Genomic DNA, 12,755 nt, shown 5'->3' with positions numbered 1-12,755 from the left:
GCCGTCTGAAGCCGTCTGAAGGGACCCCGTCATGGAAGAACAGCTCGACTACGCCGCCGTACGCGCCGCCGCCGACCGGATCGCGGGGGCGATACGCCCGGCCGCCGTGGTGCCCGCCGCCGAAGGGGTCTGGTACGCGCTGGAGTACCTCCAGCACACCGGCTCCTTCAAGGCCCGCGGCGCCCGCAACTTCCTCGCCGCCCACCACCGTGCCGGCACCCTCCCGGACGCGGGCGTCACCATCGCCTCCGGCGGCAACGCGGGCCTCGCCTGCGCGTGGGCGGCGCGGGCGCAGGCGGTTCCGGCGACGGTGTTCCTGCCGGTCAACGCCCCGCGCGTGAAGGTGGAGCGGCTGCGGGGCTACGGGGCCGACGTACGGCTCGTCGGCGACCGGTACGCCGAGGCGCTGGCCGCGTGCGAGGAGTTCGCCGCCGAGAGCGGGGCGCTCGGCAGCCACGCCTACGACCACCCGCTGATCGCCGCCGGGGCCGGGACCCTGCTGGACGAGATCCGGGCCGGGCTGCCCGGCCTGGACACGGTGGTCGTCGCGGTGGGCGGTGGCGGGCTGTTCGCCGGGATCGCCGCGGCCGCGCGCGAGCACGGCGTACGGGTGGTCGCGGCCGAGCCGGAGAACAGCCGGGCCCTGAACGCCGCGCTGGAGGCGGGCCGGGTCGTGGACGTGCCCGTGGACTCGGTGGCCGGCGACTCGCTGGGCGCCACCCGGGTATCGGCCGACGCGCTGGCCGCCGCGCGGCACGAGGGAGTCCGCTCGGTGCTGGTCCCGGACCAGGCGATCACCGCGGCCCGCCGGACCCTGTGGGAGGAGCACCGCATCGTCGTCGAAGCGGGCGCGGCCACCGCCCTGGCGGCCCTCCACACCGCCCCGGAACCCCTGGGCGACCGCGTCGCGGTAGTCCTCTGCGGCGCCAACACCGACCCCACAGACCTGACGCCTCCCACGCCCTGACGCCCTGCCGGCCCCCGGGCCCGTCGGCCCCGCCGCCCCGGGCCGCAGGGCGCTCGCCTGACCGCTCCTGGGCCTGTCGGCCCCGCCGCCCTCCGGGCCTGATGGCCTGGCGGCGCCTGCAGCCTGACTGTCCCCCGGAAGCTGGTCGCCCCCGCGCAGAGTTGCCCCGGGCCTGGAAGCCCGGCTGCCGAGGGCCCGGCCGGCGGGGGCTCGCGGCGCGATGTCCCGTCCGGGGGCGCCGGTAGGGTGCCCAGGGTCCAGGGGTACCGGTACGGCGTCAGTCGTCCTCGTCCGCGCCCTCGCGGACCACGACGACCGTGCTCGTCGCGTACTGCACCACCTGCTGGCTCACCGAACCCAGCAGGGCCCCCTTGAAGCCCCCGTAGCCGCGGGTGCCGATGACCGTCAGGTCCGCCTCCTTGGACGCGTCCACCAGTACCTGCGCGGCCGAGCCCTGTTCCACCCGCCGGAACACCGGCACGCCGGGCGAGGTGCCGACCGCCGTGGCGACGGTGTCCGCCAGTTTCTGACGGGCCGCCGCCTCGGCGTTGACGAGTTCCTGCGGCGCCGCCGTGCCCACGGCGAACGGGTTGGTGTTCCAGTCCCAGCTCATGACGGCGTGCACCCGCCCCCCGATCGCCTTGGCCTGGGCAACGGCCCAGCGCAGGGCTTCCTTCGAATGGTTCGAACCGTCCACGCCGACGACGATCAGCGGCTCGATGGGTTCACTCATGGTGATTTCCTCCTGTTTCGTCCGGATGGTCGTCCCCCCTGTATACCCCGGGAAGGGCGCCTGACCTCGAACGACGATCGTTGTGATCACCGAAGACTTTGGAGGACAGTGCGGAGCCCCCGCCTCCTGCCAAGGTCTGAGGAGTCACGGCGAACGGCGCCGGACACGGTGATCGCATGGAGGAACGGGCGTGGCACAGCGCAAGGGTTGTCTGATCGGCTGCGGCGTGGCGCTGGTCCTGGGGATCGGGGCCGTCGTGCTGCTCCTCTTCGGGATCGGGAAGATAGCCGACGTCGCGGAAATGACCCTCGTCGAGCCGGGCGTGTACTCCTCGGTCAAGACGGGCGACCCCGAGGACGCGGTCCGCGCGAAGCTCCCCTCGGGGGAGAGCTTCGTCAAGGACGTCCTCAAGGACGGCGGCCCGGCCGAACCCGCCGGCAGCACCTGCTCCTGGTACGTCTCCAGCGACGGCCGCGGCGAGGGGACCACGGTGTACCGCTTCTGCTTCAAGGACGGCAAGCTCGCGGAGAAGGTCGACTACCTGATGAAGTAAAGCGCATTAGTGCGGACTTGCGGGAACGGCTCGGGGGAACGGCCCATAAGAAGTCAAATCCTGAACGGAAAACCGGGTCGTTATCGAATCGATATCACCGTTCCAGGGTTAAGAACTAAAGCGCATTAGGCCAGTTCAGTGCCGTGTTGACGGAAAGCCTTCCGTCTGCGTGCCACCCCCCTGCCGGGATTCGGGACGTACGGGTACCCGGCCACCGGGACTTTGGCCACATTGACGGACCGTCCCTTTCGGGCCAGCGTGGGCTCCGCGCTCCGGCAGCGAGGCCGGAACTCCCCCTGAAGGCGGCGACGATGACCCGTTCGTACGTGATCCGTATGGCCCTCTCCGCGCTCGCGGCCGGCGCCCTCCTCTCGGCCTCCGCCTGCGGCATCAGCGGTGGGGGCGGGGAGGTGAAGGAGGCCGGGAAGACCGGCAAGGTGTCCGGCGAGATCACGTTCCGCACCCTCCAGCTCAAGCCCGTCTTCACCTTGTACGTCCAGGGCGTCATCGACGCGTTCGAGCAGAAGTACCCGGACGTCAAGGTCAGATGGGAGGACGTGCCGGGCGACGGCTACAACGAGAAGCTCGTCGCCGACGCCCAGGCCGGCGCCCTCCCCGACGTCGTCAACCTCTCCACCGACTCCTTCCAGCTCCTCGGCGACCGCGGCATGCTCGCCGACGTGGCCAAGCTCGACGGGCAGGTCGCCAAGGACTACGTGCCGGGCGCCTGGGAGCAGTTCAAGCTGCCCGGCAAGGGCGACGGCGTGTACGCCTACCCCTGGTACGTGACGCCCGAGATCCTCACGTACAACAAGGTGCTCTTCGAGAAGGCCGGGCTCGACCCGGCCAAACCGCCCACCAGCGTCGAGGAGTTCTTCGACTACGCCGAGCGGATAGCCGCCAAGTCCGAAGGCCGGTACGCCGCGTTCATGGCCGACCCCAAGGGCCGGCTGCCCGGGGACTGGCAGAAGATGGGCATCCCGATCCTGAGCGAACAGCGCGACGCGTTCACCTTCGACACCGACAAGGCGGTGGAGTGGGTCGAGCGGATGAAGGACCTGTACGCCAAGGGCGCCATGCCCAAGGAGTCCCTGCTCAAGGCCGACGACATCAACCAGCTCTACGGCGGCGGCAAGCTCGTCTTCGGCCCCGGCTCCCCGGGGTTCGTCAAGGACATCAAGCAGAACGCTCCCGAGGTCTACGCCACCACCCAGGTCGCGGGCGCCGTCACCGGGAAGCTCGGCCACATCGGCATCTACGCCCAGTCGCTCGGCATCAAGAAGGACACCAAACACCTCGACGCGGCGACCGAGTTCGCCAAGTGGGTGACCAACGGCCCGAACCAGGTGGAGTTCTCCAAGAAGGCCACCATCTACCCCTCCAACGCCAACGGCCTGGCCGACCCGTACTTCTCGGACCGGGGCGACGGCACGGACGCCGAGACCGTGGCGCGCGCGATCGGCGCCGGGCAGCTGAAGACCGCCGCGCTCGACGCCAACACGCCCGTCCAGTGGACGAACCAGGTCGGCGACGCGGTCGTACGGGAGATGCAGAAGGCCATCAAGGGGGAGCAGGACCCGAGGACGGCCGTGAAGAAGGCGCAGGAGGAGGCCAACAAGCTGCTCGCCAAGACGGCGCGGAAGTGACGGTCACCCAGGCGCGGCCGGACGGAGGCGCGAGGCGGGTGAAGCGGCCGAAGCAGCTCAAGCGGCTGAAGCGGGTGAAGCGCGCGAGCGAGGCCCGCCGGGCGAGGAATGCCCGGCGGGCCATGGAGGCCGAGACGGGGCTGGTCCACCGCACGTGGTGGACCCCCTACCTCTTCCTCGCCCCCGGCCTGGTCATGGTGGCGCTGTTCAGTATCTGGCCGTTCGTCAACACCGTCGTCCTCTCCCTCACGGACGCCCAGATCCTGCGCGGCGGCGGCTTCGTCGGCCTCGACAACTACACCCGCGCCTTCGACGACCCCGACTTCTGGGTCGCCACGGGCAACAGCGTGCTCTACCTGGTGGTCGTCGTGCCCTGCCTGGTCCTGCTGCCACTGGCCCTCGCCGTCCTCGTCCAGGCCAAGATCCCCGGCATCGGATTCTTCCGTTCCGCCTTCTACACCCCGGTGATCGCCTCGGCCGTCGTCGTCGGCCTGATCTGGCAGTGGGTTCTGCGCAGCGACGGGCTCGTCAACACCGTCTTCCAGAAGCTGCGGATCGTCTCCGAGCCCGTCCCGTTCCTGACCGACAGCACCATGCTGCTGGTGTCCGCGATGATCGTGACCGTGTGGAAGGGCCTCGGCTACTACATGGTCTTCTACCTGGCCGCCCTCGGGAACGTCTCCGTCTCCCTCCACGAGGCGGCCGCCATCGACGGGGCCGGCCCCGTCCGCCGGTTCTTCAGCATCACGATCCCGCAGGTGAAGCCGATGATGCTGCTGGTCGGCACGCTCTCCGCGATCTCCGCGCTGCGCGTCTTCACCGAGATCTACATCCTCGGCGGCGAGAGCGGCGGCCCCGGCGGCGGCGCCCGCACCCTGCCGTTCCTGATCCGGCAGGTCGGCCTCGGCTTCTCCGGCGAGACGGGCTACGCCTCCGCCATCTCGATCCTGCTGTTCCTGCTGACCCTGGTCTTCAGCCTGTTGGGCCGCCGCCTGTCGAAGGGGGACGAGAGTTGAGCACCGTGCCCCGCACCCCGCCCCGCCTCCCGCCCCGCACCCCGCAGCGCACCCCGCCCCGCCGACGGCTCGGCCTCGCCGCCCGGTACGCCACGCTCACCCTGATGCTCGTGGTCATGCTCGGGCCGATCGTCTGGCAGTTCCTGACGTCGCTGCGCGGCCGCACCGAGAACGTGTACGACGGGGTGCTGCCCTCGCAGCCCACCCTCGACAACTACGTCCGGGTCGCCGAATCGTTCCCGCTGCTCCAGTACGTCGGCAACACCCTGATCGTGGCGGTCCTTGCCGTCACCTCGAACCTGCTCTTCGCGGCCATGGGCGGGTACGCCCTCTCGCGGGCCGGCTGGAAGGGCCGCAAGAGCGTCTTCACGGTGCTGGTGGCGACCCTGATGTTCCCCTTCGAGTCCGTGATGATCTCGATGTTCCTGACCGTCCGCGGGATGGGCCTGGTCGACACCCTCATCGGCGTCTGGCTGCCCGGCGCCGTCTCCGTCCTCAACATCATGGTCATGCGGGCGGCCTTCCTCGCCGTGCCCAGAGAGGTCGAGGAGGCCGCCGTGCTGGACGGGGCCAACGAATGGACCCGCTTCGTCCGGGTCTTCCTCCCCGCCGCCAAGGGCGCCCTCGCCGTCGTCTGCATCACCAGTTTCATGGGTGCCTGGGACGACTTCCTGTGGCCCCTGCTGGTCCTGACCAACAGCGACCACTACACGCTCCAGCTCGGGCTGAAGACCCTGGCCGGCGCCACCACCGTCAACGACCAACGGCTGATCGCCGCCGGGGCGATGGCCGCGCTCCTCCCGATGATGCTCCTCTTCTTCGCCCTCCAGCGTTACTTCTTCAAGGGCGTCGGCGAGGGAGCGGTCAAGACCTGAGCCGCCCCCCGCGCCGCCCGCACCGCTCCGTACGTCATACGACCACCCCTGGAGCAGCCGTCATGCATGACGACCGCAGCATCACCGAACACCGCCTCCGCCGCGTCCTCGCGCAGCGGATCAAGCCCGCCGTCCACTCCCGCCCGGTCCCGCTGACCCTCGCGCGCTGGGAGGCGCCCGGCGAGCCCGTCCCGGTCGCGGAGGGCCTGGCCGCGAAGTACGAGCCCTGCGCGATCGGCGACCCGTGGGGCCCGGCCTGGGGCACCACCTGGTTCAAGGTCACCGGCACCGTCCCGGCCGAATGGGCCGGCCGCACCGTCGAGGCCGTCCTCGACCTCGGGTTCGACCGGATGATGCCCGGCTTCCAGTGCGAGGGCCTGGTCCACCGCGCCGACGGCGGCGAGATCAAGGCCCTGAACCCGTACAACGACTGGGTGCGGGTCGCCGACAGCGCCGCGGGCGGCGAGCGCGTCGAGTGGTACGTCGAGGCCGCCTCCAACCCGGTCCTGGTCGACCACTCGGTCACGTACGAGGGCGACCGCCAGACCAGCGGCGACCAGCCCCTCTACCGGCTCGCCCGGATGGACCTCGCCGTGTTCGAGACCGAGGTCTGGGAACTCGTACAGGACCTCGAAGTCCTCCACGACCTGATGACCGAGCTCGCGGGGGACGACGCCCGGCGCCACGAGATCCTGCGCGCCGTCGACGCCGCGCTCGACGCGGTCGACCTGGACGACGTCCCCGGCACGGCGGCCGCCGCCCGCGAGCGGCTCGCCGGGGTGCTAGCCGCCCCCGCCAACGCCTCCGCGCACCGGATCAGCGCGGTCGGCCACGCGCACATCGACTCCGCGTGGCTGTGGCCGCTGCGCGAGACCGTCCGCAAGGTCTCCCGTACGGCGTCCAACATGGTCGCCCTGATGGACGAGCACCCCGAGTTCGTCTTCGCCATGTCGCAGGCGCAGCAGCTCGACTGGATCAAGACGTACCGGCCCGAGCTCTTCGAGCGCGTCAAGAAGAAGGTCGCGGACGGGCAGTTCGTGCCGGTCGGCGGGATGTGGGTGGAGTCCGACACCAACATGGTCGGCGGCGAGGCCATGGCCCGCCAGTTCCTGTACGGCAAGAAGTTCCTGATGGACGAGTTCGGCGTCGAGCCGCGAAACGTCTGGCTGCCCGACTCCTTCGGGTACACGGCCGCGATGCCGCAGATCGTGAAGCTCGCCGGCGCCCGGTGGTTCCTGACGCAGAAGATCTCCTGGTCCCAGGTCAACAAGTTCCCGCACCACACGTTCTGGTGGGAGGGCATCGACGGCACCCGCGTCTTCACCCACTTCCCGCCGGTGGACACCTACAACTCCGACCTCGGCGGGGCCCAGTTGGCGCACGCAGCCCGCAACTACCGGGAGAAGGGGCGGGGTTCGCGCTCGCTGGCCCCCTTCGGCTGGGGCGACGGCGGTGGCGGCCCGACCCGCGAGCAGCTCGCCCGCGCCCGGCGTCAGCGGAACCTCGAAGGCTCCCCGCGCGTCGAGATCGAGCGCCCCGACACGTTCTTCGAGAAGGCCCACGCCGAATACCCCGACGCGCCCGTGTGGGCCGGCGAGCTCTACCTGGAGCTGCACCGCGGTACGTACACCTCCCAGGCCAAGACCAAGCAGGGCAACCGGCGCAGCGAATCGCTGTTGCGCGAGGCCGAGCTGTGGGCGGCCACGGCCGCGCTGCGGGTCCCGGGGTACGGGTATCCGTACGAGGAGCTGGAGCGGATCTGGAAGACGGTGCTGCTGCACCAGTTCCACGACATCCTGCCGGGGTCCTCCATCGCCTGGGTGCACCGCGAGGCCCGCGAGACGTACGCGCGGGTACGGGAGGAGCTGAACGCGATCACCCTCGCCGCGCAGCTCGCCCTTGCGGGGGAGGGGCTGGAGGAACTCGTCTTCAACTGCGCCCCGCACGCTCGGCGCGGCGTCCCGGCCGGCGGCGCGGGCCGGGCGTCGGCCGCCGGACAGCCGGTCACCCTGGAGGAGCGGCACGGCGGCGGGCAGATCCTCGCCAACGGGCGGCTGCTGGTGGAGATCGACGGCCGGGGGCTGATCGTCTCGGCGTACGACCTGGAGGCGGGCCGTGAGGCCGTGGCCCCGGGAGGGGCTGCGAACCTGCTCCAGGTCCACCCCGACTTCCCGAACATGTGGGACGCGTGGGACATCGACGCGTTCTACCGCAACAAGGTCACCGACCTGGTCGGGCTGGACGCGCTGGAGGTCGCGGAACTCGGCCCGGAGGCGGCGACGGTACGGGTGAGCCGCTCCTTCGGGGCCTCCCGGGTGGTCCAGTCGATCACCCTGAGGGCCGGGGCGAAGACGGTGGACATCGTCACGGAGGTGGACTGGCACGAGACGGAGAAGTTCCTCAAGGCGGCGTTCCCGCTGGACGTGAAGGCCGAACGGACCGCCTCCGAGACGCAGTTCGGACACGTGTACCGGGCGACCCACACCAACACCTCGTGGGAGGCGGCCAAGTTCGAGATCTGCGCCCACCGGTGGATCCACGCGGAGGAACCGGGCTGGGGGGTCGCGGTGCTCAACGACTCCACGTACGGGCACGATGTGACGCGGGACGTGCGGCCCGACGGCGGCCAGACCACCACGGTGCGGCTCTCGCTGCTGCGGGCCCCGCGCTACCCGGACCCGGAGACCGACCAGGGCGAGCACACCCTGCGCTTCTCGCTGGCGCCGGGCGCGACGATCGGCGACGCGGTGCGGGAGGGGCACGGGCTCAACCTGCCCGAGCGGGTGCTGACGGGTGCGGGCCCGGTCGCGCCGCTGGTGGCGGTGGACAACGAGGCGGTGGTGGTCGAGGCGGTCAAGCTGGCCGAGGACCGGGGCGGCGACGTGGTCGTCCGCCTCTACGAATCGCGCGGCGGGCGGGCGAAGGCCACGCTGGCGGCGGGCTTCGCGTTCACGGAGGCGGTCGAGAGCGACCTGCTGGAACGCCCGCTGGAGGGCTCGGCGCTGGGTTCCCGCTCCGCGGACGGGACGCTCCCCCTCACCCTGAGGCCGTTCCAGATCGTCACGATCCGCCTGCGCCGAGCGTGACCGGCCGGGGCTCGGCGGGGTCGAGGTCCCCGTAGACGTCGTGGTACCCGAGCAGGACGGCGCGCAAGACCGCGTGCCGCCTGGCCGGGGACCCCGGCGGCGGCCCGCGGCGTCTCGGCCTTTGCCTCCCGCGGCACCGGCCCGGAGGGCTCCGGTACCCGTACGGCCCGGCGCAGCAGTTCCTCGGGGGCGCCGGGCCCCGGCGGATGCCACCCGTCGCAGGGCCCGCGCCGAGGCCGCCGGAGCGGGGGGAACGGGGTGAACTGCGCCACAGCCCCCGGAGGGAGCGGCCCGTGGGACCGGGGAAACGGCGTCCGGCTGACGGGGGCCCGGTTATGCACCTAGTTGCAAAACCCTCGGGGGCTCGCTAGAACAGGTTCATCACCCCCGCGCGAGGAGGCGCCCCCATGAGCACCCAGAACCGGTACCCGCACCTGCTGAGCCCCCTTGACCTCGGGTTCACCACCCTGCCGAACCGGGTGATCATGGGCTCGATGCACACCGGCCTGGAGGAGCACGCGGGCGGGTTCGAGCGCCTCGCCGCCTTCTACGCCGAGCGCGCCCGCGGCGGCGCCGGCCTGATCGTCACCGGCGGCATCGCCCCGAACGACGCCGGCCGCCCCTTCGAGGGCGGCTCCCGCCTCACCACCGAGGACGAGGCCGCCGAGCACCGGGTGATCACCGAGGCCGTGCACGCCGAGGGCGGGAAGATCGCGATGCAGATCCTCCACTTCGGCCGCTACGCCTACCACAAGGACCTGGTCGCCCCCAGCGCCCTCCAGGCCCCCATCAGCCCCTTCGTCCCGAACGAGCTCACCGACGTCGAGGTCGAGCGCACCGTCGAGGACTTCGTCCGCGCCGCCCGCCTCGCCAAGCTGGCCGGCTACGACGGCGTCGAGATCATGGGCTCCGAGGGGTACCTGGTCAACGAGTTCATCGCCGCCGCCACCAACAAGCGCACCGACCGCTGGGGCGGCGCGTACGAGAACCGCGTGCGCTTCCCGCTGGAGATCGTCCGGCGCACCCGCGCGGCCGTCGGCGAGGACTTCATCCTCATCTACCGCCTCTCGATGCTCGACCTGATCCCCGGCGGCTCCACCCTCGACGAGGTCGTCCACCTCGCCAAGGAGATCGAGGCCGCCGGCGCGACGATCATCAACACCGGCATCGGCTGGCACGAGGCCCGCATCCCCACCATCGCCACCTCCGTCCCGCGCGGCGCCTACACCTGGGTCACCAAGCGGCTGATGGGCGCGGTCTCCGTCCCGCTCGTCACCAGCAACCGCATCAACACCCCGGAGATCGCCGAGGAGCTGCTCGCCGACGGCCGCGCCGACCTGGTCTCGCTGGCCCGCCCCTTCCTCGCCGACGCCGACTTCGTCGCGAAGGCCGCCGCCGGCCGTTCCGAGACCATCAACACCTGCATCGGCTGCAACCAGGCCTGCCTCGACCACACCTTCAGCGGCAAGATCACCAGCTGCCTGGTCAACCCGCGCGCCTGCCACGAGACCGAACTCGTGCTCCTGCCCACGCAGTTGAAGAAGCGCGTCGCCGTCGTCGGCGCCGGCCCGGCCGGGCTCGCCTGCGCCGTCTCCGCCGCCGAGCGCGGCCACGCCGTCACCCTCTACGAGGCCTCCGGCCACATCGGCGGCCAGCTCGACATCGCCCGCCGGATCCCCGGCAAGGAGGAGTTCGAGGAGACCATCCGCTACTTCGGCACCCAGCTCGCCGCCCACGCCATCGACGTGCGGCTGAACACCCGCGCCGAGGTGGAGACCCTCCAGGGCTACGACGAGGTCGTCGTCGCCACCGGCGTCACCCCCCGCACCCCCGACATCGAGGGCGTCGACCACGCCAACGTCGTCACCTACCTCGACGTCCTGCGCGACGGAGCCCCCGTCGGCGAGCGCGTGGCCGTCGTCGGCGCCGGCGGCATCGGCTTCGACGTCGCCGAGTTCCTCACCGACAGCGGCGAAGGCGCCTCCCAGGACCCCGAGACGTACTTCCGCCACTGGGGCGTCGACACCGCGTACACCGGCCCCGGCGGCCTCACCGCCCCCGAGCGGCCCGCGCCCCCGCGCCAGGTCCACCTCCTCCAGCGCAAGAGCACCAAGGTCGGCGCCGGCCTCGGCACCACCACCGGCTGGATCCACCGGGCGGAGCTCAAGCACCGCGGGGTCGTCTCCGTCGCCGGCGCCGCGTACGACCGCATCGACGACGAGGGCCTGCACATCACCGTCGACGGCGAGCAGCGCCTCGTCCCCGCCGACACCGTGGTCCTCTGCACCGGCCAGGAGCCGCGCCGCGACCTGTACGAGGCGCTGCGCGCCGCCGGCGTGGCCGCGCACCTGATCGGCGGCGCGGACGTCGCCGCGGAGCTGGACGCCAAGCGCGCGATCCGCCAGGGCACGGAGCTGGCCGCAACGCTCTGACCCGTACGGGGAGTTGTGGCGGCCCGCTCCGGGCCGCCACAATCGTCCGGTGACGCTGACACCGGCAGACGCGGACGAGATCCTCGCCGACAACTTCGCTCCCTGGGTCCTGGCCCTCGGCCTCACCGTCCAGGAGACGGGCGAGCGGCACGCCGTCCTGCGGCTGCCCTGGTCCGACGCGCTGGCCCGGGACGGCGGCGGCCTGTCGGGCCAGGCCCTGATGGCCGCCGCCGACACCGCCACGGTCATCGCGATCTCCGCCGCGCGCGGCGCGTACGGCCCGATGACCACCGTCCAGCAGTCGACCAGCTTCCAGCGCCCGGTGACCGGCGCGGACGTCCTGATCGACGTCCGCATCACCAAGCTCGGCAAGCGGATGGCCTTCGCCGACGTCACCATGACCCCCGAGGGCGCCGGGGAACCGGCCGCCAAGGCCGCCACGGTCTACGCCCTGCTGGGCTGACCCCGCTCCGGCGGCCACCCGGTCACAGGGTCGCCGCGACGCTGACGTCCGTGAGGCGTTCCGCCTCGGACCACAGGCGGGCGTTGGCCGCGCGGTCCAGGGCGCGGCGGGTGACGCGGGCCGGCGCCGTCGGGCCGACCAGGCCGAAGCGGCCGCTCGGGCCGTAGTACCCGCCCGCCACCGCCTCCGGGCTGGTCGCCGCGTACAGCAGCGGTTCGGTGCCCGGGCCCACCTCCTGCTTCGGGAGGAAGTCCAGCGAGCTCAGCACCCCGCCCATCCGGGCGGGCTTGTCGCGGCCGAGGCTGGCGCCGGCCGTCTGGAGGTTGGTCTTCGTGTACCCGGGGTGCGCGGCCGTGCTGCGCAGCGGCCAGCCCCGCTCTTCGGCGAGCTCGGCCAGGTGCAGGGCCATCATCAGGTCGGCCAGCTTCGACTGCGCGTACGACAGCATCGGGCTGTAGCGCCGCCGCTGCCACTGGAGGTCGCCGAAGTCGACCCGGCCGAAGTTGGCGGTACCGCTGCTCATGGTCGCGACGCGCGGCGCGGGCGCGGCCAGCAGCGCCGGGAGCAGCCGTACGGTCAGGGCCAGCGGGCCGAGGAAATTGCTGCCGAACTGGAGCTCGAAGCCGTCGGAGGTGGTCATCCGGGTCGGCGGGGCCATCACACCGGCGTTGTTGACGAGCAGGTCGAGCGGGGTGCCGTCGGCGAGGATCCCGTCGGCGAACGCGGCCACGGAGGCGAGGTCGGCCAGGTCGATCCGGCGTACCTCCAACTGCGCGTGCGGGTGGCGGGCCAGGATCTCGGCGCGGGCCTGCTCGCCCTTGGCGGGCGTACGGACGGCCAGTACGACCCGGGCACCCGCCTCGGCGAGCCGGCGGGCGGCTTCCTTGCCGGTGCCGCTGTTGGAGCCGGTGACGACGGCGAACTTTCCGGACTGGTCGGGGACGGCGTACATGGCGTGTTCCTCCGGGATGGGGTTCGGGGCCG

Annotated in this window: 10 protein-coding genes; 8 read left to right on the top strand and 2 right to left on the bottom strand. The window is 71.9% G+C overall.

The window, feature by feature from the left end; all coding sequences use genetic code 11:
- Positions 1 to 31 precede the first annotated feature (31 nt).
- Positions 32 to 967, top strand: a complete 936-nt coding sequence (locus tag OG982_RS02525) for a serine/threonine dehydratase (RefSeq protein WP_266790133.1) — start codon at positions 32 to 34, stop codon at positions 965 to 967.
- Positions 968 to 1,244: 277 nt separating this feature from the next.
- Here OG982_RS02525 and OG982_RS02520 read toward each other — a convergent pair whose 3' ends face one another.
- A complete protein-coding gene (locus tag OG982_RS02520; protein ID WP_266947820.1) occupies positions 1,245 to 1,700 on the bottom strand; it encodes a universal stress protein in 456 nt (151 codons plus the stop codon).
- Between the two features lie 190 nt (positions 1,701 to 1,890).
- On the opposite strand from OG982_RS02520, the gene OG982_RS02515 reads away from it, so the two are divergent.
- The 7 genes from OG982_RS02515 to OG982_RS02485 all read left to right on the top strand — a co-directional run bounded on the left by OG982_RS02515 (position 1,891) and on the right by OG982_RS02485 (position 11,771).
- Complete coding sequence (locus tag OG982_RS02515; protein WP_266790137.1) at positions 1,891 to 2,253, top strand: hypothetical protein; 363 nt, start codon at positions 1,891 to 1,893, stop codon at positions 2,251 to 2,253.
- Between the two features lie 311 nt (positions 2,254 to 2,564).
- Complete coding sequence (locus OG982_RS02510; RefSeq protein ID WP_266947819.1) at positions 2,565 to 3,899, top strand: sugar ABC transporter substrate-binding protein; 1,335 nt, start codon at positions 2,565 to 2,567, stop codon at positions 3,897 to 3,899.
- A 122-nt stretch (positions 3,900 to 4,021) separates the two neighbouring features.
- Positions 4,022 to 4,915 carry a carbohydrate ABC transporter permease gene (locus OG982_RS02505; protein ID WP_266792256.1) on the top strand — a complete coding sequence of 298 codons (894 nt, stop codon included), beginning with the start codon at positions 4,022 to 4,024 and terminating at the stop codon, positions 4,913 to 4,915.
- Between the two features lie 5 nt (positions 4,916 to 4,920).
- On the top strand, positions 4,921 to 5,790 hold the full coding sequence (locus OG982_RS02500; protein ID WP_266949850.1) for a carbohydrate ABC transporter permease: 870 nt from the start codon (positions 4,921 to 4,923) through the stop codon (positions 5,788 to 5,790).
- Positions 5,791 to 5,852: 62 nt separating this feature from the next.
- Positions 5,853 to 8,876: a glycoside hydrolase family 38 C-terminal domain-containing protein gene (locus OG982_RS02495; RefSeq protein ID WP_266790141.1), complete on the top strand. Its 3,024-nt coding sequence runs from the start codon at positions 5,853 to 5,855 to the stop codon at positions 8,874 to 8,876.
- Between the two features lie 407 nt (positions 8,877 to 9,283).
- On the top strand, positions 9,284 to 11,308 hold the full coding sequence (locus OG982_RS02490; RefSeq protein WP_266790143.1) for an NADPH-dependent 2,4-dienoyl-CoA reductase: 2,025 nt from the start codon (positions 9,284 to 9,286) through the stop codon (positions 11,306 to 11,308).
- Between the two features lie 49 nt (positions 11,309 to 11,357).
- A complete protein-coding gene (locus OG982_RS02485; RefSeq protein WP_266947818.1) occupies positions 11,358 to 11,771 on the top strand; it encodes a PaaI family thioesterase in 414 nt (137 codons plus the stop codon).
- Between the two features lie 22 nt (positions 11,772 to 11,793).
- Here OG982_RS02485 and OG982_RS02480 read toward each other — a convergent pair whose 3' ends face one another.
- Complete coding sequence (locus OG982_RS02480; RefSeq protein WP_266790147.1) at positions 11,794 to 12,723, bottom strand: SDR family oxidoreductase; 930 nt, start codon at positions 12,721 to 12,723, stop codon at positions 11,794 to 11,796.
- Positions 12,724 to 12,755: the final 32 nt, after the last annotated feature.

This window comes from Streptomyces sp. NBC_01551, assembly GCF_026339935.1.
Classification (GTDB): domain Bacteria; phylum Actinomycetota; class Actinomycetes; order Streptomycetales; family Streptomycetaceae; genus Streptomyces.
This window is presented reverse-complemented; position numbering and strand designations above follow the sequence as displayed.